This window comes from Tessaracoccus antarcticus, assembly GCF_003688855.1.
In the GTDB taxonomy this organism is placed as follows: domain Bacteria; phylum Actinomycetota; class Actinomycetes; order Propionibacteriales; family Propionibacteriaceae; genus Arachnia; species Arachnia antarctica.
Genome location: NZ_REFW01000001.1, coordinates 785,248 through 811,931 on the forward strand (window position 1 = coordinate 785,248; position 26,684 = coordinate 811,931).

Here is a 26,684-nt window from a genome sequence, read left to right on the forward strand (position 1 = left end):
TCAGGCCACCGCCTCGACCTCGTCGGGGATGTTCTTGGTGCTGATCCGCTTGCGGAACACCCAGTAACTCCAGGCCTGGTAGGCGATGACGATGGGCACGAAGATGACGGCTGCCCACGTCATGATCGTGAGGGTGGTGGGGGAGGAGGCAGCTGTGATGATGTTGAGGTGGTCGGCGACCGCCACCCCGGCGTTCTGGGCGAAGCCGAGGTTGCCATACATCCGCAGGAAGATGCCGCCGAACAGCGCCAGGATGGCGACACCGTTCAGGACGAAGCCCCACCCCTCGCGGCCGCGGCTCGTCATCATCACGGACCCCGCGAGGGTGGCCACGGCCAGGATGGCTGCCACCCACCCGAAGACCGTGAAGTCGCCGAAGTTGGAGGCTGCCGGCCAGACGATGTTCTGGATCACGACGAAGCCTGCGACCAGTGCGACGGCGGCCCACCCGATCGTGCCGACGAGTTTGCGGGCGTTGTCGTGGATGGGTCCAGCAGTCTTCAGGGTGATGAACGTGGCGCCGTGGTTCAGGAACAGGGCCAGCAGCATGACGCCGCCCAGCAGGGCGAAGGGGTTGAAGAGTCCGAGCAGGGTGCCGTTGAAAAGGAGTCCGTCATTCGGCAGGCCGATGACGAAGTTCGCGAATCCGACGCCCAGCACGAGCGTGGGCAGGAAGGAGCCGACGATGGCGAACCGGTCGAGCATGGTGCGCCACGCGGCGTCGGGTCGCTTCGCCCGGTACTCGAAGGCGACGCCACGCAGGATGAGGCCCACCAGCATCAGGAGCAGCGGCAGGTAGAGGGCGGAGAAGAGGGACGCGTACCAGCCGGGGAAGGCGGCGAACATGGCGCCGCCAGCGGTCAGGAGCCACACCTCGTTGCCGTCCCAGACGGGGCCGATGGTGTTGATGAGCACGCGGCGCTTCTTCTCGGTGCGGCCGAGGATGGGCATGAGCATGCCGACGCCGAAGTCGAAGCCCTCCAAGAAGAAGAACCCCAACCACAGGACGACGATCAGCATGTACCAGACGATGGCCAGCGTGGGCACGGTTTCAAGCAGCATCATGAATGTTCACTTCCCTGTCAGTACGCGAAGGACATGGGAGCGTCCGCGTCCGTGTGGTCGTCGAGTTCCACCTCGGTGTCATCGGGGAGGCCCTTCTTGACGTAGCGCAGGAACAGCCCCACCTCGATGACGGCGAGCACCCCGTACAGGAGTGTGTAGACGATCATGGAGATCAGGACGGACATGGCGGAGACGCTCGTGGAGACGCCGGCGGCCGTGGGCATGACGCCCGCGACGAGCCAGGGCTGGCGGCCCATCTCGGTGAAGATCCAGCCGAAGGAGATGGCGAACAGCGGCAGCAGCGGCAGTGCGAACATGGCGGGCGTCCAGACGGTGTCCCAGAACTTGCCCTGCGGCGGCAGCTTGTCCTTGCGGAGCAGCCACAGCATCACCGCACCCATGGCGGCGCCGGCCATGCCAAGTCCGATCATGAGCCGGAACGTCCAGAAGGACATGAAGATGTTGGGCACCGGGTCCACGCCGGGGTAGTTAGCTGCCAACTCGGCGGCGTACTCCTGCTGGATCTGCGTCCTCGTGCCGTCGTTCTTGTGGAAGCCGTCGGCGGCGTACTGCTCGCGCAGGTCGTTGACTCCCTGGACTGTCTTGTTGCCGGCCATGAACGACAGCACACCGGGGATCTTGATGGAGAAGATCTCCTCGGTGCCGTCAAGGTTGCCGATGGTAAACAGGGCCAGCGGGGCGTTGTCCTCGGTGTTGTAGAGCGCCTCGGCGGCGGCCATCTTCATGGGCTGCACCTGCGTCATGATCTTGCCCTGCAGGTCACCGGACACGATGGTCAGGACCGAGGCGACGATGAGCACCCACGCACCCATTTTGGCGCCGAACCGGTGCGCGGCCACGGCTTCGGGGTCGCGATCCTCGCCGTCGCGGCGGAGCTTCATGAGCCACCAGCCGCAGATGCCCGCCATCAGCCCGCCGGCCACCATGTAGGCGGCGGTGAGGACGTGGGGGAACGTCACGAGGAACACCGGGTTGGTGAGGACGTCGAGGAATCCCTGGATGCCCGCGAGTTCGGCGCGACCGTTGTTGAAGGTGGTGCCCACGGGGTTCTGCATCCACGAGTTCGCGGCGAGGATGAACACCGCCGAGAGCATGGTGCCGACGGCCACCGCGTAGATGGTCATGAGGTGCAGCAGCTTGGGCAGCCTGTGCCAGCCGAAGATCCACAGCCCCAGGAACGTGGACTCCAGGAAGAACGCCAGGAGTGCCTCGAGCGCCAGCGGCGCACCGAAGACGTCTCCCACGAAGCGCGAGTACTCGGACCAGTTCATGCCGAACTGGAACTCCTGCACGATGCCCGTGACCACGCCGAGGGCAAAGTTGATGAGCAGCAGCTTGCCGAAGAACTTGGTGAGTTGCAGGTAGCGCGCGTGGCCCGTTTTGTACCAGATTGTCTGAAGGACGGCCACCATCATTGCCATGGCGATCGTGATGGGCACGAAGAGGAAGTGGTAGACGGTGGTGATGCCGAACTGCCACCTACCGAGAGCGACTGGGTCCATGAACCGGATTCTACTACCGGAGGTCGTTGACACCAACTTGGCAACACCCTGTCGCACCCGGGGTCCTATGATGTCGCTCATGGCAATTCGGGGAGCTCTTGAGCAGGCAGTGATGGAACTGCTGTGGGCACGTGACGTCCCCCGCACCGTGGCCGAGGTGCTGGAGGAAATGAACAAGGACCGCGACCTTGCCTACACCACCGTCATGACCGTGCTCGACAGGCTGGCCAAGAAGAACATGGTGACCCGTGACCGTGTGGACCGGGCGTGGCAGTACCTGCCTGCCGACCCGCAGGACGTGGTCGCGGCCCGGGACCTTGCCGAGGCCCTCGACGGGGTGCCGGGGAACGTCCGGATCGAGGCACTGCGTCGCTTCTTCGCAGCCCTGCCGGCAGAGGAACGCGACGCGCTGGGCACCATGACCGACCGCGTCCGACCCTGACCGGCCGGGTCAGTATCTGACGCTCGTTCCCGCAACGTGCCCACTGCCGACAGTGCGCAGGCTCAACACCGTTGCGCGATTCGCGTCTGCGTTCCCGCAGACGGGCGCCATCAGCCCGTGTAGTCGGGTCGATCCGCGAGGAGCTGCCGCTTCTGCGCGATGGCAGAGTCGAGTTCGGCCGTCCAGGCTGCCTTGCTGGCGATCGCCATGCGCTGTGCGGTCTGCGGATCCACCCCCGGCATGGCAGCCACCTCATGCCGGACCTCAATGCTCTCGGCCATGGCGGATTCGACGTTGTCGCGGGTCTCCTCCAGCGACTTCGCCAGTGTCTCGGTGGACATGGTCTCTGCCAGCATCCGCCGCTGCTCGGTGACGTCCCACTCCGCCTTGGGGAAGGCGAGCTTCATCTCGCTGAGGGTGCGGGTCAGGATCTCCGTGACGGCAAGGCGTGCGTACCATTTGTGGTCGGCGGGCAGCACGTACCAGGGGGCGTGCTCGGTGCTCGTTTTCTCGAACACCGCCTGGTAGGCCGTCTGGAACTCGGGCCACTTGCTGCGGGTTTCGAGATCGGAGGTGGTGTACTTCCAGTGCTTGTCGGACCTGTCCAGGCGCTCCATGAGGCGAAGCCCCTGCTCTGCGTGCGACACCATGAGGGCAAACTTCAACACGATGATGCCGTTGTTCACCAGATCAGCCTCGAACTTGTTGATCTCCTCGTAGCGCTTCTGCCACTCCTCCTCGGGGACGAGACGGTCCACGCGGACCACCAGGACGTCCTCGTAGTGCGAGCGGTCGAACACCCCGATGCGGCCGGCAGGTGGCAGTGCCTTGCGGATCCGCCACAGGTAGTGGTGCTTCCGCTCCTCCTCCGTGGGCACCCCGAACGAGCGCAGGGCGACGCCCTGGGGATCGACGAGGCCCATCACGTGGCGGACGATGCCGCCCTTGCCGGCGGTATCGAGACCCTGGATGATGCAGAGCACCGCACGCTCACCGCCCGTGCGACCCTCCGCGAACAGTCGCTCCTGCAACTCTGACAGCAACGACGCGCGGGTGGCCATGAGTTTCTTGGCCTTCTTCTTGCCGCCCTCCCAGCCGGGGGAGTCGCTCCGGTCGAGGGCCGCGAGGTCGAATCCCTCGCCGGCGCGCAACACATCGCGGGGGTCGGCGGTCCACAGGTCCTTGGTCTTCTTGCCCATGAAACAGGTCCCCTCGATGGATGCAGGTCCTTCCAGTCGGAAGGCAAAGCCCGGATGTCGGGCCGTCGGGCCGGACGAAGTCATCGTGCCACGCCCTGGTCGACGACGCAGAAAGAAGCGACGATCGGGTCCTGTGGGTGGGCACCACTGCTGGGGCCCCCGGCGGTGTGTGAGCACGGACGCCGGGCATGGTCATGGAGGCGGACTGCGAGCCCACGGGGAAACCAGGGCAGTGCAGCAAGATCTCGGCGCCCGCGCCAAATAGTTGACGATTTTCCGCCCCCGCGACCTCCGTGAAAGCTAGAGTCAGGCAAAGGGGGAGCGCTCCCCCCTCGGCCCGCACCAAACATGCTGGGCACCCGCGGGAGCGGTTGCGCCGATATTCATCGCTGATATCTAGAGAAGGATCCCCATGCACAAGCTGTCCACCATCGTGGCTGTTGCCGTGTCCTCCGTCCTCATGTCTGCCTGCGGTGCCGCTGGAGGCGCCGAGGATCCCAGCACGTCCCCCCCGAGCAAGGGCGCGTCGGGTGACACGCTCATCGTCTACACCAACTCCAACGCGGACGGCCGCGCCGAGTGGCTCCACGACGAAGCCGCCAAGGCGGGGTTCGCCATCGAGGTTGTGGGGCAGGGAGGTGGCGACACCACCAACAAGATCATGGCCGAGCGCGGCAACCCGGTGGCAGATGTCGTCTTCGGCCTCAACCACATGTACTTCTCAACGCTGGTGGCCGGTGACGCACTGGAGCCGTACGAGCCCTCATGGTCAGGGGACGTGGATGCCGATCTGGCTGATCCCTCAGGCGACGGCAATTTCTGGCCACTGGTCCAGCAAGGCATCGTGCTGGCCTACAACGCAGAGGTGTTCTCCCCCGAGGAGGCTCCGCAGAACTGGACAGACCTGTGGAACGACGAGCGCTTCGACGGACGCTACGAGAGCGTCGAGGGCCTCGGCGGTGCCACCACCCAGCTGATCTTTGCTGGAATCCTTGACGACTACAAGGACCCGGAAGGCGACCTGGGAATCTCTGATGAGGGCTGGGCGCAGATCGAGGGCTACTTCGAACACGGCAGCACCGTTGTGCCCGAGAAGGACCTCTATCTCCGTATCGCCGAGGGCGAAGTGGACATGGGGCAGATGTTCACCTCGGGTATCCCTTCACGCGAAACCGAGTTTGGCGTGGACTCAGAAATCATGCGCCCCGAGCACGGCATCCCGTTCGCCGTCGAGCAGATCGCCGTGGTGAAGGGAACGGATCAGGCCGAGCGTGCGCATGAGTTCATTGACTGGTTCGGCAGTGCTGAGACCCAGACGGCATGGTCTGCAGAGTTCGACTCCATGCCCGTCAACAAGGGTGCGATCGCCAATGCCGACCCGGCCATCGTGAAGTTCCACGAGGAGCTCAAACAGCAGGAGATCGACTGGAGCTTCGCCGCCGAGCACATCGCCTCCTGGATCGAAAAGGTTGAGCTCGAATACGTCCCGTGACACCCCGGACTGACTGTCGCCCACACCCACCCCGTTGGACAGATCGAGGAGAAATGCCGTGATCCGCTACGAGAACATCGAGGTGACGTTCGGGGACTTCGTCGCCATTCCACAACTCAACCTCGAGGTGGCAGAAGGAGAGTTCTTCACCCTGCTGGGCCCTTCAGGGTGCGGAAAGACAACTGCGCTTCGCACACTGGCGGGATTCATAGAGCCCAGCAGGGGAGACATCCACGTCGATGGGCGGGTCGTCACACGGTTGCGCAGCGACCAGCGGCGAGTGGGGATGGTGTTTCAGAACTACGCCCTGTTTCCGTCAATGAACGTGTGGGAGAACATCGCCTTTGGGCTGAAGGTCCGCAAGGAGAACAAGACGGAACGGGAACGTCTGGTGCGGGAGATTGCACGACGGGTGGACCTGAGCGAAGAACAACTTGAGAAGAACCTCGCCGAACTCTCGGGCGGTCAGCAACAGCGGGTGGCCATTGCGAGAGCGCTGGTTCTGCAGCCCAAGATCTTGCTGCTGGACGAGCCGCTGTCCAACCTCGACGCGAAATTGCGGCACCAGTTGCGGGGGCAGCTCAAGGAACTTCAGAGCGAGTTTGGCATCACGACGGTGTATGTGACCCATGATCAGGACGAAGCGCTGACAATGTCAGACCGTATCGCCGTATTCAACAAGGGCCGGATCGAGCAGGTGGGAACACCGCAGGAAATCTATGACTCCTCCGCCTCTGAGTTCGTCTGCACCTTCATCGGGGAGGCCTCCCCACTCACGCCCGAATTCATCGTCGCGCTGGATCCCGCCACGTGCGGGTTGGACACGCGTCGCTCCTCCTACCTCCGTCTTGAAAAGGTGGCGCTCCTGACACCTGGAGTGCAGATGGCGCCGGGGTACCGTGCCGTCGAGGGCATCGTGGAATCGGCGAGTTATCACGGGCTGCACACGATCTTCACGATCACGGCGCACGGCGCGCGTGTGCAGGTGCTCTTCAAGGAGGATGGCCAGGAGCGCCCCGAGGTGGGGGAGCGGGCCGTCCTCGCGCTGGACCCCCGCCACGTTCTCCAGTACGAACGCGATGACGCCCCCGTCCCGGGGGGCCATCATCCAGTGGCGGCACAGCGATGAGCCGCACCCCGGTGCGCACAATGGTGCGATCCCCATTCGTCCTCGTCGTCGGTGTGATCCTCACATGGTTCGTCGCGGCCTTCCTCGTGTGGCCCAACGCCAACCTGCTCATCGAGACGTTCTTCCCCGGCGGGAAGTTCTCCGGACGAGCCGTGGAGAAGCTGACGTCGTCCGACAGGGCCATGAAGTCGCTGTTCAACAGCTTTCTGTTGGCCGTCACCCTCGCGATCACCACCAACATCGTGGGCGTCTTCATCGTGTTGGTGACGAAGTACTTTGACATCCGGGGTGCTCGCATCCTCTGGTTCGGATATGCGACCACCTTCATCTACGGCGGTATCGTGCTGGCGGCCGGTTACAAGTTTGTGTACGGCGAAAGCGGCATCGTCACCGGCGCACTCCTGGGAGTATTTCCGGGCCTGGACCCCAACTGGTTCACCGGGTACTTCGCTGTGCTGACGGTCATGACGTTCGCAACAACGACCAACCACATGTTGTTCTTGTCCTCATCCCTTGCGAAGGTCGACCATCAGACGATCGAGGCGGCCCAGAACATGGGTGCCGGTACCTTCACGATCCTGTTCCGCGTGGTCCTTCCGATGCTGCGCCCCATGCTGTTCGCCACCACGATCCTGTCCTTCCTCACAGGGCTCGGAGCGCTGTCGGCTCCCCAGGTGCTCGGCGGTCGCGATTTCCAGACCATCACTCCCATGATCCTCACGTTTGCCGGGTCGCCAACCTCTCGCGATCTCGCGGCGCTGCTGGCCGTTGTTCTGGGAGTGGCAACCATCCTCATGCTGGCAATCATGGGGAAGCTCGAGAAGGGGGGAACATACTTTTCGCTCTCCCGCGTGTCGACCTCCCTGGCACGGCAGAAGATCACCAATCCGCTGGCCAACGCCGTTGTGCACGGTGTGGCCTATGTGTTGTTCGTGATCTACCTGGTGCCGGTGGTTCTGATCATTCTCTATTCGTTCGTGGACTCCAGGACCATCCAGTCCGGAACGTTCAGCATCGACAAGATGTCATTGGCCAACTACGGCAGGGTGCTGGGACATGGCGCATCCTTGCGGCCGTTCCTGGTCTCCGTCGTCTACTCCGCCGCTGCGGCGGTCATCGTGGTGGGCGGGCTGCTCTTCGTCACGCGCATCCTCAGCAAATATCGAAACTGGCTCACGACCGTCTTCGAGTACCTCCTGCACATCCCCTGGATTCTTCCCGCCGCGATGATCGCACTGGGGCTCATCATGAGCTACGACCATCCCAACCCTCTCGTCGGGACGTTCGTCCTCACCGGCACAACGGTGATCCTGCTCATCGCGTTCGTCGTGGTGAAAATTCCATTCACGCTGCGGCTTCTGAAGGCGTCCTTTGCGTCGGTCAACGCCTCGCTCGAAGAGGCAGCAACACTGATGGGGGCCAGTTCGCTCTACACGTTTCGCCGCATCCTGTTCCCGGCGGTGCTGCCGGTTGCGGCCGCTGTACTCGCCCTGAACTTCAACTCCCTGCTCGACGACTACGACACCGCCGTATTTCTTGCGCATCCGCTCTTCCAGCCACTGGGGCTGGTGATCAAGGCCAACACTGATGGCGCAGCGAGCCTGGACGCGCGGGCGAACACGTTCGTCTACACAGTGCTCCTCATGGTGATCACCGGGCTGACGATGTACCTCGTCTATGGCCGTGCCACCGCTACGGGGAAGCGCCGGGCACGGCTTCGGGTCCCGGTGCCCGTCTCCCTCCCGGCAGACGAAGCAACAAGCTGATGTTCGGACAGGCACGGTTCGCTGACACCAACGCGCTGCTCAGCGAACGCGCGCACAAGGTCGGCACGCTCATCGTCGTGCACCGCGGTACCTCCGCGGGCTCCGTCGTGGAGAACACACCGGAGGCCGTGCGTGCGGCCCTGGCCTCGGGTGGGGATGTCATCGAGATCGACGCCGTGGCCTCACGCGACGGCGAATTCTTCGCCTTTCATGACGGCGAGGAGGCCCGGTTGTTGGGCGAGGCCACCAATCTTCGTCTCTGTACGGCTGCGGAAATCCGGGAACGTCGCTACATCCACAACGACAGGCCCGGGCGTCCCGCGCACATCGTCGGCCTGGTGGAACTCCTCGACGGTGTCCCGGCCGGCACACTCGTCAATGTGGACCGCTCCTGGCGCTGGTGGGAACGTCTTCTGCCGGCACTCGACACGCTTCGGATGAGCAACCAGTTGCTCCTCAAATGTTCCGCCTCCCACGTGGAGCGCATCAATGTTCTGCGTGCCCACCCTGTGAAGTACCCGTTCATTGCCATCTGCTCAACGGAGGAGCAGGCCCACCGCCACCTCGAGGATCCGGAACTGAACACGGTGGGGGTCGAATTGCTCGCTGCCACCCCGGAAAGCCCATTCCTCGATCCGGCGGTGCTTTCCCGCCTGCGGGCTCGCGATGCCCTCATCATGGTCAACGCGGAGGTCCTCGCGACCGCCACAGACCTGTTCGCCGGACATGACGACGAGCGCGCCGTGCTGCACTCACCGGCGGAGGGCTGGGGGCCGCTGTTCGATCTGGGGGTCGATGCAATCCAGACGGACTGGCCCTGGCTTCTGCGTGACTACCGCAATTCCCTGCGAGATGTGGGCGTGCCCGCATGAGTGACGACGGCGTCCGTGAGCCGAGGACGCCCCATGTGCACGTCAGCTCCACCATGGAGGACGTCGCAGCGGCGGCCGGCGTCTCGCGCACGTCCGTTTCCCGGGTCATGCTCGGGCAGAAGAAGGTCTCCGAGGAAACCCGACGTCGAGTCTTTGCTGCGGCCGAGCATCTCGGGTACGTGCCGAACGTCCTCGCCTCGGAACTCGCCTCACGCGGCACCTCCACGGTCGGGCTGCTCCTGAGGGACGCCTCCAATCCGGCCTACGGGCTGCTCTTCACCCGGCTGCAGGAGGCCGCACACGCCGCCGATCTCACCCTGGTCACGATGACCATCAATGCCGACGACCAGGGCCGCCGCCAGGTGGCCGGGCTGCACCGGCTCATGGGTCTGCGGGTGGCGGGGCTCATCGTCGCCACCGGTGGCGTGACCAGCCATCAACTCGAGCCGTTCCACTCCCAGATCCCCATCATCCGGGCGGGGCGTCCGGAGACGACGAGTCTCATCCACGCCGTCTCCTACGACGAGGTCCATGCCGGCCGCTCGCTGGCGCATTGCGTGGCCGACGCGGGACACCGCGAGGTGGCGGTTCTTGCCACTGCCGAGGACGTGTCCTTTCCGGAGTACGTGCGCAGCACCACCATGGCGGCCACGCTGGTGGGCCGCGGGGTGGAAGTCATCTCCGTGCCCCTGGGCGACGATGCGCATGACGGTGTCGGGGCAGCGGTGGCGCTGGCACGTGACGGCCGCGTCGGGGCCATCATGTGTCCCAGTGACCTGCGCCAACTCCAGGTGCTGCGCGCGCTCGCAGCGGTGGGTCTCACGGCACCCGCCGACGTCTCGGTGTCCGGCTGCGACGGGGTGCTGCCGGGCGCGGACCTGCTCGGACTGACCACCTACCGCATCCCCGTCGAGGAGTTGGCAGTGCGGACGGTGGCCAGGATGTCGGATCTGCTCAGCCAGGAACCCACCCCCGGCGTCGTCGCTGAACGGCTGCGCGGGGCCCTCGTTCGAGGGCGCACCGTCGGCCCGCCGTCCCCCCGAAAGGCATCGTGATGGTACTTCGTGCTTCCGAGCATCCACGTCCGCGCCACTTCCTCGTGCACATCTCGGACACCCATTTCGTCGCACCCGGGCGGCTCCTGGGTGACGTCGTGGACGCCCGCGGGCATCTCGCCGAGCTGCTGGACGGGTTGGAGGCCGCCAGCGTCCATCCGTCGGCCATCATTTTCACCGGCGACCTTGCTGACCGCGGTGATGCTGATGCCTACAGAAGCCTGCGCGACGTCGTCGAACCGGTGGCTGCGCGCTTGGGTGCGCAGGTCATCTGGGCGGTCGGGAACCACGATGACCGCACGCGGATGCGCACTGCACTGCTGGGGGTGCCAAGCTCCATGGAGCCCTACGACCACGTGGTCCTGCTCGACGGGCTGCGCATCGTCGTCCTCGACACCAGCGTTCCGGGCTGGCACCACGGCGAGATCGAGCCCGCCCAGTTGGAGTGGCTCCGCGGTGTGCTGGCGGTGCCGGCGCCGGAGGGAAGCATCCTGGCCCTGCACCATCCGCCCGTGCCGTGTGTGCAGGACCTTGCCGTCACTGTGGAGTTGCGCGATCAGGCTGCGCTGGCGGATGTCCTGCGCGGTTCCGATGTCCGAGCGATCATCGGTGGTCACCTGCACTACTCCACGGCCGCAACGTTCGCGGGCATTCCGGTGTCCGTGGCCGCCTCCACCTGTTACACCCAGGACCTCCTGACACCCGAGCGTGGAACCCGTGGCCGCGACGGAGCACAGGGGTTCAACCTTGTGCACGTCTACGAGGACACGGTGATGCACTCGGTGGTACCGATCGGGACATACCCAACGGTGGGGCGCCACGTGGACGCAGAGGAGACGGCCGTACTCCTGGCCCAGGCGGGCCACTACATCCCCGAGCCGGGTGAGCGGGGCGGAAGCTGACGTCGGCCCGGCTTCTTCTGGACCGGATCCGGTCCGCCCCCACCCTCAGTCGTTGCGGCGCTGCTGCTGACTCAGCACGCCCGCCTGGAGCGGGCGACAGGCCTCCGCGGCACCCAGCGAGAGGAGGAAACCGAGCGCGATGGTGACGGCCAGCATGACCACACCGACCACGGGGAAGCTGTCCATCTCCGTGGCAACCACGGTGGACAGCAGTAAGCCGAGCGGAACCGACGTGCCGAGCGCCACTGCGAGGGGGACCAGCACGAGGCTGCGCCGGACGCGGGCGTGAACCGCGGACGGCACACCCATGCGCTCCAGCGCCACGGACTCCTGCGCCCGGTCGAACACCTGTGACGCCTGCGCCATGAGGGTTGCCATGGCGGCCAGCACCAGGCCCACCCCCAGGGTGATGGCCACGCCGGTCTGGACGTCACGGACGAAGGAGACCGAGTACACGTCGGAGGGTGCGCCCGTGGTGGTGACGGGCATCGTGACGACGAAGCCGGCCACGAAGCCGAGCAGCGCAAGGGACGAGACGTTGCGCCAGGCTCCGCGGGGGTCATCGAGGATGCGACGTGCGGCCAGGAGGCGCGGCACGCTGGCGGTACGTGTGCGGGGCCGTGACACGAGTTGCAGCAGCCACGGGCCCACCAGGTTGATGGAACCTATGACAACGGCAAGGAATCCGACGGTGGTGACGAGACCCACCAGCGAGGCCACGCTGGAGAAGCGGGAGTAGATCAGGAAGCCGGCCACCAGCACCACGACCGCTGCGAGCCGCCACGCCTTGAGCTTGCTGGGGGACTGGTCGCGTGCCACACCCAGCGGCGAAATGGAGACGCGCTGCAGCCCGACCACGGTGGACGCCACCGACAGAAGAAGGAGGGCGCCGACCACGGCCAGCCACAGCCACCACGGGAGCAGCATCTCGCCTGCCCTGATGTGCTGCTGCTGGAAGGCCACGAGTTGCCAGGCGGGAAGGCTGGCGGCGAACACCACCGAGCCGAGGACCACACCGGCAACCGCCTGGACGATGGTCTCGATGACCGACATCCGCACCACCTCCCCACTGGTCATGCCGATGAGGCGGAGTGAGGCGAGTCGACGGGCACGTCCACGGGCTCCGAGCCGGGCCGCACCTCCGCCGAGGCCGAGGATCGGGACCACGAGCAGTGCGCAGGCGAACCCGGCCAGGCCGACGTAGGCGGGCGCCACGTCGGCCCACTGGGCGTCGGACAGGGCGCCGTCGACGCTCCACCGCCGGTAGAACATCCACGTGCCGCCGGCCACGGTCAACGCGAGCCAGGAGGAGATGGTGAAGGCGAGGACGGCCATGGCGTCCAGGACTCCGGCGCCGCGTGTGGCGCGGATGCGTGCGATGGCGAGCCGGGGGGCGAGGTTCACGGCGACGCTCATCGGGTTCCCCCGGTGATCGGCTGGTCGGCGTGGATCATGGCGTCGCGGATCTCGACGAGTCGCTGGCACCAGCCGGCGACCTCGTCGTCGTGGGTGACGAGGACGAGCGTGGAGCCGGCCATCGCGGTGGTGGTGGTCAGCACCTGCATCACCTCATGTCCGGTGGCCTGGTCGAGCGCGCCCGTTGGTTCGTCGGCAAACACCACGTCGGGGCCATGCACCAGGGCGCGGGCGATGGCCACACGCTGGGCCTGCCCACCGGACAGTTCACCCGGCCGCCGCGCCTCCATACCTGCGAGCCCCAGGCGTGCAAGCCACTGGTCGGCGGCCGCCAGCGCCTCCATGCGTGACTTCCCGCCGAGCAGGAGGGGAAGCGCCACGTTCTCCCTGGCTGGCAGTTCCGGCAGAAGTTGGCCGTCCTGGAACACGAAGCCGAAGCGGCGTCGGCGGAGCAGCGAACGCTGTTTGTCGCGAAGAGCCGACACGGCATCCTCGCCGAGCGACACCACACCGGCGTCGGGAACAAGGATCCCCGACAGGCAGTGCAGCAGCGTCGACTTTCCGGAGCCGGAGGGCCCCATGATGGCGACGGACTGGCCGCGGGGAATGTCGATGCTGACGTCGGCGAGCGCCCGGACGTCGCCGTAGGACTTCGAGATCCCTCGGGCAGCAAGGGTGGTGGGGGCATCAGTGGTGGTCATGCCTCCAGTCGACCATGGTGATGCGGGCGGGGCCATGGCCCCAGCTTCCCAGAGGGGGTGGAGCCAGCTCCACCTTTTCCTCCATGGGGACCGGCGACGCTCCACTGGGTCCGACGCCCTCCTACAGTGATCACATGTCCCAGGACCCCGATCGGCGCCGGCGCACCCTGTTGCGGGTGCAGTGTGTCGTGGGTGGGCTCGGCGCGCTGGTCATCTGGGTACTTCTGGCGCTGGGTTCGCCCTTCGGCCCGGCCGCTTCGGCCGTCGTCGCGGCGGGCGCCGTCGCCCTCCTCGGGTGGCTTCTGGTGCGACTCGAACGACGCAAGTGGGTGGCCGCAGACGTCCCTGCCGATGTTGACTACGCCCGCGAACTGCGTGAGGTGCGCGACTCCCGGCGGGTCATCGTCGGCGCCTTCGAGATCGAGCGGCGACGTATCGAACGCGACCTGCACGACGGCGCCCAGCAGTACCTGGTGTCGGCCACCATGAAGCTCGGGGAGGCCGCGCTCCTGGTGGAGCAGGGCCCCAACGCACCATCGGCGGGGCAGTTGGTTCCCATCCTGGAGGGTGCGCACCGTGACGCCGAGGAGGCGTTGCGCACCCTGCGCGCCACCGTGTCCGGCATCCATCCGCAGGTGCTCAGCGACCTGGGACTGGCGGCGGCAGTGTCCGACATGGCCGAGCGGAGCGGCGTCGACGTGACCGTTCGCTGTCCCCACCTGCTGCCGGACATGCCCGAGGAGGTGGCTGCCGTCGCGTGGTTCTTCTGCTCCGAGGCGCTCACCAACGTCGTCAAACACGCGCCCGGCGCCAGTGTGACGCTGCTGCTGGGTGCCGACCGTGACCTGCACGTGTCGGTCATGGACAACGGCCCCGGTGGCGCCTGGCTGCGTGACGGCGGTGGTCTCGTGGGGATGCGCGAGCGGTTGGCGGCTTTCGGTGGCGCCATGCAACTGGCCTCGCCCGTCGGTGGCCCCACGACGCTGTCCGCGCGCATCCCGCTGCTCCTCACACCCGCCCACGAGAACACGGGGACCGCATGAAACTGATCGTCGCCGACGACTCGGCGCTGCTGCGTGAGGGACTCATCGGGCTGCTGGAGCGTCAGGGCCACGACGTGGTGGCCCAGGCTGCCAGCGCCCCCGAACTTCTCACCGCCCTCGCGGGGGCCCAGCGCGATGACCGCGAGCCCGACGTCGTCATCACTGATGTCCGGATGCCGCCGGGCATGGGAGACGACGGGCTGGGTGCCGCCCTCGACATCCGACGACAGCACCCGGGCATCGGCATCCTGGTGCTGTCCCAGTACGTGGCCGCCGCGTACGCCGCGGAACTGTTCGGCGGTCGTGCAGGTGGGGCGCTGGCGACGACGCCCGGCGACGTGGGGGGTCTCGGGTACCTGCTGAAGGACAGGGTCTCCCGCGTGGCGGACTTCATGCGGTCGCTGGCCATCATCGCCGCCGGGGGTGTTGTGGTGGACCCGGAGGTGGCCACCCGGCTCATCCAGGGTCGCCGATCGGCGCTGGATGGGCTCAGCGGACGGGAACATGAGGTGCTGGAGTTGATGAGCCACGGCCTGTCGAATCAGCAGATCGCCGAGCGGCTCTACCTCTCGGCCAGTGCCGTCTCCAAGCACGTGGCCAACGTCTTCTCCAAGCTGGAGCTGCCTGCCGGGCAGGACAACCGGAGGGTGCGTGCCGTACTCGCCTACCTGACGGCCGCCAACACCTGAGGCGTCCGCCTGGATTGCTGCGTGTTGGCGCGTCCTCTGGCGCATCCGCGTGCGACCGGCTACGGTATGCCGGACAGTCCCCCCTGTCCCCGTTCGGGTACGCGCCAACGTCGGCGATGTGACCGCGCCAGATCGTCACTGATGAAGATCGGAGCCCCCGTGAGTTCACCACTTCTGGCCCTCATTGGCATTGCCATGATGGTTCTCGGCTATTTGTTCTACTCAAAGTTCCTTGTCAAGCACATTTTCAAGCTCGACAGCAGCATCCCGACCCCCGCGCACACGCGCAAGGACGGCATCGACTACGTCCCCACGAACATGTACGTCCTGTGGGGCCACCACTTCACCTCGGTGGCCGGTGCGGCGCCCATCGTCGGGCCCGCCGTCGCCGTCATCTGGGGCTGGCTGCCGGCTTTCCTGTGGGTGACGCTCGGTACGGTCTTCTTCGCCGGGATGCACGACATGGGGGCGCTCTGGGCCTCTGTGCGCAACAAGGGACACTCCATCGGCACGCTCTCCGGCCGCTACATCGGCAACCGGGGACGCAACCTGTTCCTCGTGGTGATCTTCCTGTTGCTGCTGATGGTCAACGCCGCGTTTGCCGTGGTCATCTCCAAGTTGCTCGTCGGGACGCCCACGGCAGTCATTCCCACGTGGGGCGCGATCCTCGTGGCGCTGGTGGTGGGCCAGGCCATCTACCGCTGGAAGCTCCCGTTGGTCTGGGTCTCCATCATCGGCGTCGTGGCGCTGTATGCGCTGATCATCCTCGGTGACCAGTTCCCGGTGGTGCTGCCCGAGACCGTCATGGGTCTGTCCGCAGCCTCGTTCTGGGTGCTCGTGCTGTTCGTCTATGCGGGTGTCGCCTCGGTGCTGCCGGTGTGGATGTTGCTGCAGCCACGCGACTACATCAACGGTCTCCAGCTCTTCGTCGGTCTGGGCATTCTCTACATCTCGGTGCTCATCGCGTCCCCCACCATCGTTGCCCCCGCCATCAATACGGCGGTGCCGGATGGGACCCCGAGCATGCTTCCCCTGCTGTTCGTCACCATCGCCTGTGGTGCCATCTCCGGGTTCCACGGTGTGGTGGCCTCAGGTACCAGCGCCAAGCAGTTGAACAAGGAGTCCGACGCACGCTTCGTCGGGTACTTCGGCGCTGTTGGAGAGGGCCTGCTCGCCCTCGGCGCGATCATCGCGGCCACGGCTGGCTTCAAGACGCTGGCCGACTGGGAGAACGTCTACTCCGCCTTCAACCAGGGTGGCGTCGGGGCATTCGTCGAGGGTGGCGGTGCCATCCTCAATGCCGGTCTCGGCCTTCCGGTGTCACTGAGCGCCACCATTCTCGCCACGATGGCGGTGCTGTTCGCAGCCACCACCATGGACACCGGGATCCGGCTGCAGCGTTTCGTGGTCCAGGAGGCCGCAGAGATCATGGGCATCAAGGTGGGCAAGTTCGTGGCCACGATCGTGGTGCTCATCGTCGGTATGGGACTTGCGTTCGGTGCCGGCGCCGACGGTTCGGGAGGCATGGTCATCTGGCCGCTGTTCGGGACCACGAACCAGTTGCTGGCCGGTCTGACGCTCGCGATCATCGCGGTGATCCTGCTGCAGAAGCGCCGCAACGTCGTGCCGGTGCTCATCCCCCTCGTGTTCGTCCTGCTCATGTCCGTCTACGCCGCAGTTGTCCAGTTGGGTGCCTTCTACGCCACCCAGAACTGGCTGCTGCTCGCCCTGGACATCATCATCCTCATCGCCGCGCTCTGGGTGATCGTGGAATCGGTGATTGCCATGAACAAGGCGCGCACCGCACCGCCCACCAGTGATGAGGACGACCGCGTCACCGAGCTCGAGGATGAGCCCGCCGCACGATGACGGAGCGTCCAGGAACCGCGTGGGCCCGCTTCTCGGCGGGCCTGCGCGAGTTCTACGCCGCCCCGTACCGCCGGGCATTCGCCCGGGCTCAACGCGACGAGGACGATCTGTTCATGATGATCGTGCTGGCCGAGTCGTTGGGCGTGCCCAATCCGGTGAGTTACTACACGGTGGAGTTGCTGCCTGTCATGTATGACCGTTTTCACGACTGGCACACGAGGATGGGTATGGAACATTCACCCCTGGACTACCTGTCATGTTGCTAGAACTGGCGGGAACCAAGAAGGTGCTGTTCATCGGCGGCAAGGGTGGTGTCGGCAAGACCTCTGTTGCCTCCGCCCTCGCGGTGCACCAGGCGCGCGCCGGCAAGCGCGTGCTCGTGGTGTCCACCGACCCGGCACACAACCTCGGTCACCTGTGGGGCAGGCGCGTCGGGGACAAGGTGGTGTCGCTCGCGCCCGGGGTCTCGGGTCTGGAGATCGACCCGGCCCGCACCACCGACGAGCACCTGGCCGCCGTCGGCCACACCATGCGTCGGCTCATGCCGGAGCACCTGTCCGGGGAGGTGGCCAAGCACCTCGAGCTTGCCCGCGACGCACCAGGCACGCACGAGGCCGCCATCCTCGAGCGGATCGCCGACGTGCTGGAGACCACACTCGGGGACCACGACCTCGTCGTGTTCGACACTGCGCCCTCCGGGCACACCGCTCGGCTCATGTCGCTCCCGGAGACCATGTCCGCGTGGACTGAGGGCCTGCTGCGCCGCCAGGACCGCTCGGAACGTTTCGGTGCGGCGCTACGGGGACTCGACGACGGACCTGAACGCGGGGTCATGGGCGGCTCGCGTCGCCGCGACCCCCGGGCCGAGCGCGACCATGAGATCCGCCGTGTGTTGCTGCGTCGACGGACGCGGTTCGAGCGGCTTCGCGAGGTCATCTCCGACGAGACCCGGACCGCGTTCGTCATCGTGCTCGCCGCCGAGCGGCTGCCCGTCCTGGAGACCATCGAGCTGCACGGCCAGCTGACCCGAGCCGGGGTGCGCGTCGGTGGGCTGGTGGTGAACAAGCGCTCCCCGGCGGACGCGGGCCACTTCCTGGCCGAGCGTCGCACCCAGGAGGACGTCCACCTCGCCACGGTGCGCGACGCACTGCCGAAGGTGCCGCTCATCGAGCTCCCGCTCCTGTCCGGCGACGTCGTGGGGCTGGGCGGACTGGAGAAGTTCGCAGCCGAGATCCTCCGGGCCGACAACCAGCGACCCTGACGGCAGGGTCCGTCGATTCGCCGTGGCGACGTCGGCGAGGGGCTGCGCCGGAAGCGGCCTGAGCCGTCCCCGTCGCCGCCTGCTGCTCACTCGGGGATCGGCTGGTGTGCCGCAGGGACTGCCGACCTGACGGAGCGGAGAGCTGCGGGCAGGAACACCACTGCAGGCAGCAGGATCAGTGCCGCGGCGACGTTGACGGCCTGGAACTCCCCGAAGGCCAGGATCGGTCCGGCCAGCGCCGCCGATGCTGCCCCGGCGTAGTTCATGCCTGCGTCGGTGGCTCCCTGCAGCGCCACCCGGATGTGGCCGGGTGCGAGGGACGACACCAGCGAGGAGCCCGAGATCACCGATGCCGACCAGCCCAGCCCCAGCAGGACCAGGGCCATCATGGTCAACCCCGGCCCCGCGGATGCGGCCACGAACCCGGTGCAGACCGCCCCGGCCAGCAGGACGATGCCCACGATCGCCACCGGTATCGCACCGAGCCTGTCCACTGCCCATCCGAACACCGGGCTCAGCGCGTACATCCCGAGGACGTGGAGGCTGATCACGATTCCCACCAACTCGAGGGTGTCCCCGTGGTTGCCCATGTGCACGGGGGTCATCACCATCACCATGACCATCACGGCGTGGGCGACGGCGATGAGGACCACGGCGAAGAGGGCTGCGGGGTGGCCGGTGGCCCATCGCAGCGCCGCCACCGCTCCGACCGATGGCAGCGCGTCGGGCTCCTCGACGGCGCTCGCACCCGTCGGCGGGGCTGGGGAGGGGCGGAAGAGCACGGCCAGGACGGTGGCGGCCGTGGCGAAGGCGACCGCCGAGAAGAGGAAGGGTCCCGTGAACGCCGGGAGACTCAGCCCTGCGCCGAATCGGTCGCCCGGTCCTGCCAGGTTGGGACCGGTGACGGCGCCGATGGTGGTGGCCCACAAAACGATGGACATGGCCCGCGCACGTGCAGCGGGTGAGACGTTCTCGGCGCCCGCGTACCGGGTCTGCAGGTTGACGGCCTGCGCGACGCCGAACAGGCTCATGCCCAGCAACATCAGGATGATCTGGCTGCTGACTGCGGCGGTGATGATCACCACGGCACCGAGGCATGCGACGGCGTACCCGCGGCTGAGGGAGACCCGCCGGCCTCGACGCCCCGCGAGGTTGGCCAGCGGCACCGCGGCCACGGCGGCACCCAGCGTGCTGCACGCCTGCGCGAAACCGGCCATGGAGGTCCCGCCCAGGCTTTGCGCGAGCAGACCGCCGACGGCGAAGCCGGATGCCACCCCGACCCCGCCGAGCAGGTTGCTGACGATCAGCACACCGATGCTGCGTCCGTGACGTGGGGTCATCACTCTCCTCTTCGCCCAGAAAACTCTGAAGGTCGCGCACGTCATGCTCCCACGATGGCGCCTGCATGGCGCCAATGTCCGTCGGAGCGGTGCGGGCGACACCCCAGCCCCGGGCATTGTGAAGAAAGTACTTGACGTTATGGAAAGTACTTGCGTATCGTGTGAAACCTAGCAACGGAGGAAACAATGAATGCACTCAGTCCTGAGGAAGCTCGCCAACAACTGGCCGAAGCTTCTGATCGTGCGGAGCTTTCCCGCAGCGATGCCGTGGTTGGCGCTGGAGTCACCGGCGGCATCGGCATCCTGGTGGCAGCGACACTGGCGGCGGCCACTGTCTGGCGTGGAAGTCCTGTCGGCCTCGGCGTCAGCATGGGCGTCTATGCCGTGGCGCTCGCCTTGTTGATGTGGTGGCAGGCCAGCAAGTTCCGCATCTCTGATCGACGCTGGCGCCGAAGGTATCAGTGGGGCTTTGGTCTCACCATGACGCTGTACGTCGTCGGAATCCTGTGGGAATCGTTCGCCTTCCCCGGCTGGGCCATCTTTGCGCCCTTCTGCGTGGCGGTGGCGGTGCCCGCCCTGGTGTCCGCCGTGAAGATGTGGCGAGGATGACAACCCCATCGGAGTCCCACCCCCGGCATCGACTGGATGATCTGCTCCATGCGCCGATCCGGTTCAGTATCATCGCCACCCTCGGCGGAGCGGACAACGCTGAGTTCAGCTTCGTCAGGGACACCATTGAAGTGTCCGACTCTGTGCTCTCCAAACAGGTCAGCACCCTGGAGGCGGCCGGATACGTCAAGGTCAAGAAGGGCTACGTCGGCAAACGTCCGAGGACGTGGCTCTCGCTCACACCCAGCGGACGCGCTGCCTTCGAGAAGCATCTCGAGGCGCTCCGCGAGATCGCCAACTCCTGAGAGCCCTGCTGCCTTGGCTTCACTGCCGGGCGTGCCGAGCTGCGATGGAGGGCTGCGGGCAGGCTCAGGTGTCGTCCGACAATGATGGCCGGGTCTCGCCGATCAGGGCGCGACGGTTGCGACCCGAGGCCACCCAGCGAGCCAGGCCGCCGTGCTCGGCGAGCAGTTCGAGGCGGTTCTGGGTGCGCTCCAGCAGGCCGTTGGGCACGGCCAGGACCATGTGGTCACCGGCCTTCAGGCGCATCCGGTCGTCGGGTACCAGGATCTCCTTGCCGCGGATCAGCAGGGACATCACCGCACCCCGGGGCAACCGGAGGTCGGCGACGTAGAGCCCCACCAGTTTGGTGCTGGCCGGCACTTCGAACTGCAGCATGGACGCGTTCAGCCCCTCCATGGGGGAGGAGTCGAAGCGCACGGCCGCCGGGGACAGCTCATCGGTCACGCCGAAGAGCTTCGCGGCCCGCGGCAGAGTCGGGCCCTGGATCAGGGTGAAGGTCACCACGAGCAGGAAAATGATGTGGAACATCTGGTCGGCCCCGGGCAGGTTCTGCGTCAACGGGATGGTGGCGAGCATGATGGGCACCGCGCCTCGCAGACCCGCCCATGAGGTGAACACCTGCTCCCGCCATGGCACCTTGAACGGCGTCATGCACAGGAACACCGACAGCGGTCGCGCCACAAACGTCAGCGCCGAGCCAATCACCAGGGCCGGGATGATGGCCGCCGGCAGCATCGACGGCGACGCCAGGAGCCCCAGCATCACGAACAAGCCGATCTGCGCCAGCCACCCCAAAGCCTCGGTGAACCCCTCCGTCGCCTTGTGGTGGGGCAACACCTGATTGCCGAGGAACAGCCCCGCAGCGTAGGCAGCGAGCAGGCCCGACGTACCGGCGATGCCTCCCAGCGCGAACGCCACCAGGGCGATGGCCAGGGTCGCCAGGGGGTACAGACCTGCTGAGGGCAGCGACACCCGTTGCAGGATCACCTGCCCGATCCGCGCGATCACCAGGCCGATGAGCGTGCCGCCGACGAGCTGGTAGAGCCCGGTGCCGAGCATTCCCATGATGGAGCCCTGATTCCAGGCGTCGGAGACCACCACGCTGACGATGATGATGGCGGGCGGGTCGTTGAAGCCGGACTCACCCTCCAGCGTCGTGCGTACCCGGGCTTTGATGGGGAGCCGTCGGAGCACCGAGAAAACGGCGGCGGCGTCGGTGGAGGACACCATGGCGGACAGCAGAATGGCGGTCCGCAGGTCGATGCCGAGCAGCAGCATCGCCAGCGACGAGGTGATGGTCACCGACATCAGCACCCCCACCGTCGCCATCAACCCGGAGCGGATGGCCACGGGTCTGAGGTCAGACCAGTTGGTGGTGAAGCCGCCGTCGATCAGGAGGATGGCCAACATGATGGTGGCCACGTTGTAGGCCATCTGGCCGTCGTCGAACCGGATTCCGAGGCCGGACTCGCCGATCAGCAGACCGATGCCGAGGTAGAGCAGCAGGCCCGGCATCCCACTGCGGGAAGAGATGCGGACGGCCGCGACACCGGCCAGCAGCACGCCACACGCACTGAGGACCAACAGGTTCAGCTGCTCGAGGCTCATGGGTTGTACACCCATCCGCAACCGGGGGGAGGCAGTGACGCCACCGCCCCGTGCGCCGCGGCCGCGGCCGATTGCGTGGGGCGGGGGGTCATGCAGCCCATTATGTCGTCACTGCAGCACTGAACTGCGACTGGTAGAGGTCGTGGTAGGCGCCCCCGGCCGCCAACAGTTCGTCGTGCGTGCCCTGCTCCACGATGGCTCCCTGCTCCATGACGAGGATCAGGTCGGCGTCGCGGATGGTGGAGAGGCGGTGGGCGATGACGAACGACGTCCTCCCGTGGCGCAGTGCCGACATGGCCTGCTGCACGAGCAGTTCGGTGCGGGTGTCCACCGAGCTGGTGGCCTCGTCGAGGATGAGCAGCGCGGGGTCCGCCAGGAACGCGCGAGCGATGGTGACAAGCTGCTTCTCGCCCGCCGAGATGTTGGAACCCTCCTCGTCGATGACGGTGTCGTACCCCTCGGGCAGGGAGTGGACGAAGCGGTCGACGAACGTGGCCGTGGCGGCCCTGATGATGTCCTCCTCGGACGCCCCGGGGCGGCCGTAGGCAATGTTGTCCCGGATGGTGCCGCCGAACAGCCACGTGTCCTGCAGGACCATGCCGATGTTGCGCCGCACGTCCGCGCGGGGCACCGTCGCAATGTCGACGCCGTCCATGGTGATGGCCCCGCCGTCGAGGTCGTAGAACCGCATGAGCAGGTTCACCAGCGTCGTCTTGCCTGCCCCTGTGGGACCAACGATGGCCACGGTCTGCCCGGGAAGGGCTTCCAGGTCCAGGTCGTTGATGAGCGGCTTGTCGGGAGAGTAGGAGAAGTCGACGTCGGAGAACGTGACGTGCCCCCTCACCTCAGGCAGCGAACCGCCCGGCTCCGGCGTCATCTCGTCGGCGTCCATCAACTCGAAGACACGCTCTGCCGATGCCACACCGGACTGCATCAGGTTGGCCATCGACGCCACCTGCGTCAACGGTTGGGTGAACTGCCGCGAGTACTGGATGAACGCCTGCACGTCGCCGATGGTCATGGTGCCGGAGGCCACGCGGAGCCCGCCGATGACGGCGATGACCACGTAGTTGAGGTTCCCGACCAGCATCATGATGGGCATCATGAGTCCGGAGATGAACTGCGAGCCGAACGCGGCCGTGTACAGCTCCTGGTTGCGCTTTTCGAACTGGGCCGCCACCTCCTTCTGGCGTCCGAACACCTTGACCAATGAGTGGCCGGTGTAGGCCTCCTCGATGTGGGCGTTCAGGTCGCCCGTGGACTTCCAGTTTGCCTTGAAGAGCACCTGTGAGCGCTTGCCGATGATGGAGACCATCACCATGGCGACGGGGACGCTGACGAGCGCCACCAGGGCCAGGGTGGGGGAGATCCAGAACATCATGGCCAACACGCCCACCACCATCAACAGGGAGTTCAGCAGTTGCGACAGCGTCTGCTGCAGCGTCTGCGACACGTTGTCGATGTCGTTGGTGACGCGGCTCAGGAGTTCACCGCGGGGCTGGTTGTCGAAGTAGGACAGCGGCAACCGGTCGATCTTGGCGGAGACCTTCTGGCGCATCGTGAGGATGCTCTGCTGCACGGCGTCGTTGAGGACGTAGGCCTGCACGTAGGACGCGACCCCGGAGATGAGGTACAGCACCAGGACGGTGAGCAGGATCATGCCGATGGCATTGAAGTCGACGCCCTGGCCGGGCACGAAGTCCATGCTGCGCAGGAGGTCGGCCAAGTCGCCGTTCCCCTGACTCTGGACCGCCTCGATGACCTGCTCCCGCGTCATGTTCGGGGAGAACTGCTTGCCCAGGAACCCGGCCAGCAGCATGGTGGTCGCCTGGCCGAGGATCTTGGGTCCCACCACGGACAGGGTCACTCCCGCGACACCGAACATGATGGCGATGATGATGCGAACGCGTTGGGGTCGCAGTTCGTGGAGGAGCCGCTTCAGTGAGGTGCGGAAGTTGGCAGCCTTCTCACCGGGGGCGACCATGGGGCCGTGGCCGGGGCCGCCGCTCCGCTGTGGGGCATCCTCGGGTCGTTTGTTGGCCTTGATGGGGGCCTGGTCCTTCTGGCTCATGCTGCTGCCTCCTCTGCGCTCAGCTGGGACTCGACGATTTCCTGGTAGGTCTCGCAGTTCTCAAGCAGTTCGTCATGGGTGCCCCGCCCCACGATCTCGCCATGCTCCAGCACGAGGATTTCGTCGGCGTTGCGGATGGTGGTGACGCGCTGGGCCACCACGAAGACCGCCTTGTCCGCGACGCGCGGGGCCAGTGCTGCGCGCAGACGGGCGTCCGTGGTCACGTCGAGGGCGGAGAAGGAGTCGTCGAAGATGAACACCTCCGCGTCCGTGCTCAACGCCCGGGCGATCGCCAGGCGTTGCCTCTGGCCGCCCGAGACGTTGGTGCCGCCCTGGGAGATGGACGATTCAAGGGCACCCTCGCGTTCCCGAACGAAGCCGTCGGCCTGCGCGATGCGCAGCGATTCCCACAGGTCCGCGTCGTCGGCATTCGGCTTGCCGTAGCGCAGGTTGCTGCCGACCGTGCCCGAGAAGAGGTACGGCTTCTGCGGGACGATGGCCACACGGCTCCACAGCACGTCCGGGTCCATGTCGCGCACGTCGACGCCGTCGAGCAGCACCCGGCCGCCCGTGACGTCGAAGAGGCGGGGCAGGAGGCTGACGAGCGTGGTCTTTCCGGAGCCGGTGGACCCGATCACGGCAGTGGTGCGGCCGGGGCGCAGTTCAAAGCTGACACCCCTGAGCACGGGCTCCTCGGCGCCGGGGTAGGAGAAGCTGACGTCGTCGAAGACGACGACACCCTCCGCGTTCTGCGGCTTCACCGGCTTGCGAGGGGGGGCCACGGAGGACTCGGTGTCCAGCACCTCAAGGATGCGTTCGGCGCAGACGGCCGCGCGGGGGGCCATCACCAGCAGCATCGTGGTCATCATGACGGAGATGAGGATCTGCATGAGGTAGGCGAGGAAGGCCGTCAACTGGCCGATCTGGATTTCACCCGCGTCGACGCGTTGCGCGCCGAACCACATGACGCCCACCGTCGAGACGTTCAGCACCAGTCCCACGAAGGGGAACAGCACGGCCATGAGCCGGCCGACGGTCGTGGCAGTGTCCACCAGTTCCGTGTTGGCGCCCCGGAAACGACGGGACTCCTGGTCCTCACGGACGAAGGCCCGGACCACGCGGATGCCGGTGATCTGCTCGCGCAGCACGCGGTTGAGGTTGTCGATGCGCTTCTGCATGACGGCGTAGAGGGGACCCATCCTGGAGATGAGCACCACGATGCCGGCGCCGAGCACGAAGACGGCCGCCAGGATGGTCCAGCTCAGGCCGGCGTCCTCCCGGAGCGCCATGATGACGCCACCCACCATGGTGATGGGGGCGCCCACGAGCATGATGCAGGTCATCAGCACCAGCATCTGCACCTGCTGGACGTCGTTGGTGGTCCTGGTGATGAGGGACGGGGCGCCGAAGTGGTTCATCTCGCGGCTGGAGAACGCCAGCGTGCGGTCGAAGAGTGCGGCGCGGACGTCGCGCCCGAACAGCATGGCGGCGCGGGCGCCGAAGTACACGGACCCCACCTGTCCAAGGCCCTGGACGAGGGCGAGCAGCAGCATGACGCCGCCCGTGCTCCAGATGTAGTCGGTATCACCCTTCACGACGCCCTGGTCGATGATCCGGGCGTTCAGGGTGGGCAGGTACAGCGACATGATCGTCGCTACCACCTGGAGCGCCACCACGAGGACCAGCAGGCCCCAGTACTGGGCGATGTAGCGGTTGATCAGCCGCGTCAACTTGCGTATCACGGGAGGTCCTTCCGTCGTGCTCCGTCGAGGGCGAAACGTGTGATGTCTTCGGGGGTCAGCCCACCCGGCCTTGCCATGGCCATTCCCATGGCAAGCGCCTTGAGGAAGTGGGAGTAGTTCTCCGGGCTGATGGTGAGCTCGTCCGTGTGGGGGGAGATGGTGGCGACCACCCAGTCGCGGAGGTCGGCGAAGCGCTCCTTGTGCGCATCGCGGACGCACGCCGCGTTGGGGGAGGGGGCGCTCTCGTGCTTGGGGGGCGGGAGCACCGAGTGGATGTGGGAGAAGTAGTCCACGATGCCGCGTACGCAGCCGAGCGTCTTGGACTCCAACGTGTCGCCGAGCTCGACGGCCTCAAGGCTGACCATCAGGCGTTCCCGGGAGAGGAACTCTGAATACGTGGCGCCCAGCAGGTCGGGCAGCGTGGGGAACACGCGGAAGATGGTGCCCTCCGCGACGCCTGCCGCCTCTGCCACCATGCGGGTGGTCAGCTCGGGTCCGTTCGCTTCCATCAGGTCGAGTGCGGCGTCGACGATGGCAGCTCGTCGCTGTTCAGGTGGCATGGGTGCGGCTCGGGTCACCGGGTAAGT

At 66.4% G+C, this 26,684-nt stretch carries 24 protein-coding genes; 14 read left to right on the forward strand and 10 right to left on the reverse strand.

Annotated features, from left to right (window positions below):
* Nucleotides 1-1,065: a cytochrome d ubiquinol oxidase subunit II gene (cydB, locus tag EAX62_RS03320; RefSeq protein WP_121900221.1), complete on the reverse strand. Its 1,065-nt coding sequence runs from the start codon at nucleotides 1,063-1,065 to the stop codon at nucleotides 1-3.
* 17 nt (nucleotides 1,066-1,082) lie between these two features.
* Nucleotides 1,083-2,588 (reverse strand): cytochrome ubiquinol oxidase subunit I, encoded by a 1,506-nt coding sequence (locus EAX62_RS03325; protein WP_121900222.1) that lies wholly within the window; start codon nucleotides 2,586-2,588, stop codon nucleotides 1,083-1,085.
* A 79-nt stretch (nucleotides 2,589-2,667) separates the two neighbouring features.
* Between EAX62_RS03325 and EAX62_RS03330 the strand changes: the two genes are divergently transcribed.
* Nucleotides 2,668-3,030 carry a BlaI/MecI/CopY family transcriptional regulator gene (locus EAX62_RS03330; protein WP_158600490.1) on the forward strand — a complete coding sequence of 121 codons (363 nt, stop codon included), beginning with the start codon at nucleotides 2,668-2,670 and terminating at the stop codon, nucleotides 3,028-3,030.
* Nucleotides 3,031-3,140: 110 nt separating this feature from the next.
* On the opposite strand, the gene EAX62_RS03335 is transcribed toward EAX62_RS03330, so the two are convergent.
* Nucleotides 3,141-4,229, reverse strand: a complete 1,089-nt coding sequence (locus EAX62_RS03335) for a PPK2 family polyphosphate kinase (RefSeq protein ID WP_121900223.1) — start codon at nucleotides 4,227-4,229, stop codon at nucleotides 3,141-3,143.
* Between the two features lie 412 nt (nucleotides 4,230-4,641).
* Here EAX62_RS03335 and EAX62_RS03340 point away from each other — a divergent pair, with 412 nt between their 5' ends.
* From EAX62_RS03340 to EAX62_RS03365, 6 genes are read left to right on the forward strand one after another with little or no spacing between them, the layout of a single operon-like run.
* On the forward strand, nucleotides 4,642-5,721 hold the full coding sequence (locus EAX62_RS03340) for an extracellular solute-binding protein (protein WP_121900224.1): 1,080 nt from the start codon (nucleotides 4,642-4,644) through the stop codon (nucleotides 5,719-5,721).
* A 58-nt stretch (nucleotides 5,722-5,779) separates the two neighbouring features.
* Entirely contained in the window at nucleotides 5,780-6,850 is a 1,071-nt protein-coding gene (locus tag EAX62_RS03345) for an ABC transporter ATP-binding protein (protein ID WP_121900225.1), read from the forward strand.
* 20 nt (nucleotides 6,851-6,870) lie between these two features.
* Nucleotides 6,871-8,616, forward strand: a complete 1,746-nt coding sequence (locus EAX62_RS03350) for an ABC transporter permease (protein ID WP_199711092.1) — start codon at nucleotides 6,871-6,873, stop codon at nucleotides 8,614-8,616.
* Nucleotides 8,616-9,488 (forward strand): glycerophosphodiester phosphodiesterase family protein, encoded by an 873-nt coding sequence (locus EAX62_RS03355; protein ID WP_121900227.1) that lies wholly within the window; start codon nucleotides 8,616-8,618, stop codon nucleotides 9,486-9,488. The genes EAX62_RS03350 and EAX62_RS03355 overlap by 1 nt, the downstream gene beginning before the upstream one ends.
* Nucleotides 9,485-10,543 carry a LacI family DNA-binding transcriptional regulator gene (locus EAX62_RS03360; RefSeq protein ID WP_121900228.1) on the forward strand — a complete coding sequence of 353 codons (1,059 nt, stop codon included), beginning with the start codon at nucleotides 9,485-9,487 and terminating at the stop codon, nucleotides 10,541-10,543. Before EAX62_RS03355 ends, EAX62_RS03360 begins: the two co-directional genes overlap by 4 nt.
* Entirely contained in the window at nucleotides 10,543-11,445 is a 903-nt protein-coding gene (locus EAX62_RS03365) for a phosphodiesterase (RefSeq protein WP_121900229.1), read from the forward strand. The genes EAX62_RS03360 and EAX62_RS03365 overlap by 1 nt, the downstream gene beginning before the upstream one ends.
* Before the next feature lie 45 nt (nucleotides 11,446-11,490).
* Here EAX62_RS03365 and EAX62_RS03370 read toward each other — a convergent pair whose 3' ends face one another.
* Together EAX62_RS03370 and EAX62_RS03375 are read right to left on the reverse strand one after the other, a co-directional pair.
* A complete protein-coding gene (locus EAX62_RS03370) occupies nucleotides 11,491-12,861 on the reverse strand; it encodes an FtsX-like permease family protein (RefSeq protein WP_121900230.1) in 1,371 nt (456 codons plus the stop codon).
* Entirely contained in the window at nucleotides 12,858-13,562 is a 705-nt protein-coding gene (locus EAX62_RS03375) for an ABC transporter ATP-binding protein (RefSeq protein WP_121900231.1), read from the reverse strand. The genes EAX62_RS03370 and EAX62_RS03375 overlap by 4 nt, the downstream gene beginning before the upstream one ends.
* Nucleotides 13,563-13,696: 134 nt before the next feature.
* On the opposite strand from EAX62_RS03375, the gene EAX62_RS03380 reads away from it, so the two are divergent.
* From EAX62_RS03380 to EAX62_RS03400, 5 genes are all read left to right on the forward strand, one after another.
* Nucleotides 13,697-14,605, forward strand: coding sequence for a sensor histidine kinase (locus tag EAX62_RS03380; RefSeq protein WP_121900983.1), 909 nt, complete (start codon nucleotides 13,697-13,699; stop codon nucleotides 14,603-14,605).
* Complete coding sequence (locus tag EAX62_RS03385; protein ID WP_121900232.1) at nucleotides 14,602-15,294, forward strand: LuxR C-terminal-related transcriptional regulator; 693 nt, start codon at nucleotides 14,602-14,604, stop codon at nucleotides 15,292-15,294. The genes EAX62_RS03380 and EAX62_RS03385 overlap by 4 nt, the downstream gene beginning before the upstream one ends.
* A 159-nt stretch (nucleotides 15,295-15,453) precedes the next feature.
* Nucleotides 15,454-17,163, forward strand: a complete 1,710-nt coding sequence (locus EAX62_RS03390; protein WP_121900984.1) for a carbon starvation CstA family protein — start codon at nucleotides 15,454-15,456, stop codon at nucleotides 17,161-17,163.
* Nucleotides 17,160-17,429: a cory-CC-star protein gene (locus EAX62_RS03395; protein WP_121900233.1), complete on the forward strand. Its 270-nt coding sequence runs from the start codon at nucleotides 17,160-17,162 to the stop codon at nucleotides 17,427-17,429. Before EAX62_RS03390 ends, EAX62_RS03395 begins: the two co-directional genes overlap by 4 nt.
* Nucleotides 17,420-18,424, forward strand: a complete 1,005-nt coding sequence (locus tag EAX62_RS03400; RefSeq protein WP_121900234.1) for an ArsA family ATPase — start codon at nucleotides 17,420-17,422, stop codon at nucleotides 18,422-18,424. The genes EAX62_RS03395 and EAX62_RS03400 overlap by 10 nt, the downstream gene beginning before the upstream one ends.
* Before the next feature lie 86 nt (nucleotides 18,425-18,510).
* Here EAX62_RS03400 and EAX62_RS03405 read toward each other — a convergent pair whose 3' ends face one another.
* On the reverse strand, nucleotides 18,511-19,764 hold the full coding sequence (locus EAX62_RS03405) for an MFS transporter (RefSeq protein ID WP_121900235.1): 1,254 nt from the start codon (nucleotides 19,762-19,764) through the stop codon (nucleotides 18,511-18,513).
* A 186-nt stretch (nucleotides 19,765-19,950) separates the two neighbouring features.
* Here EAX62_RS03405 and EAX62_RS03410 point away from each other — a divergent pair, with 186 nt between their 5' ends.
* The gene (locus tag EAX62_RS03410; RefSeq protein ID WP_121900236.1) at nucleotides 19,951-20,373 is read left to right on the forward strand and encodes a hypothetical protein; all 423 of its coding nucleotides are present in this window, start codon (nucleotides 19,951-19,953) and stop codon (nucleotides 20,371-20,373) included.
* Nucleotides 20,370-20,678 (forward strand): winged helix-turn-helix domain-containing protein, encoded by a 309-nt coding sequence (locus tag EAX62_RS03415; RefSeq protein WP_121900237.1) that lies wholly within the window; start codon nucleotides 20,370-20,372, stop codon nucleotides 20,676-20,678. The genes EAX62_RS03410 and EAX62_RS03415 overlap by 4 nt, the downstream gene beginning before the upstream one ends.
* A 64-nt stretch (nucleotides 20,679-20,742) precedes the next feature.
* Here EAX62_RS03415 and EAX62_RS03420 read toward each other — a convergent pair whose 3' ends face one another.
* From EAX62_RS03420 to EAX62_RS03435, 4 genes are all read right to left on the reverse strand, one after another.
* Nucleotides 20,743-22,284, reverse strand: a complete 1,542-nt coding sequence (locus EAX62_RS03420) for a potassium/proton antiporter (protein ID WP_121900238.1) — start codon at nucleotides 22,282-22,284, stop codon at nucleotides 20,743-20,745.
* Between the two features lie 100 nt (nucleotides 22,285-22,384).
* Nucleotides 22,385-24,355 carry an ABC transporter ATP-binding protein gene (locus tag EAX62_RS03425; RefSeq protein WP_121900239.1) on the reverse strand — a complete coding sequence of 657 codons (1,971 nt, stop codon included), beginning with the start codon at nucleotides 24,353-24,355 and terminating at the stop codon, nucleotides 22,385-22,387.
* Nucleotides 24,352-26,097, reverse strand: a complete 1,746-nt coding sequence (locus EAX62_RS03430) for an ABC transporter ATP-binding protein (RefSeq protein ID WP_199711094.1) — start codon at nucleotides 26,095-26,097, stop codon at nucleotides 24,352-24,354. The genes EAX62_RS03425 and EAX62_RS03430 overlap by 4 nt, the downstream gene beginning before the upstream one ends.
* Nucleotides 26,094-26,675, reverse strand: a complete 582-nt coding sequence (locus tag EAX62_RS03435; RefSeq protein WP_121900240.1) for a TetR/AcrR family transcriptional regulator — start codon at nucleotides 26,673-26,675, stop codon at nucleotides 26,094-26,096. Before EAX62_RS03435 ends, EAX62_RS03430 begins: the two co-directional genes overlap by 4 nt.
* Between the last annotated feature and the right edge of the window lie 9 nt (nucleotides 26,676-26,684).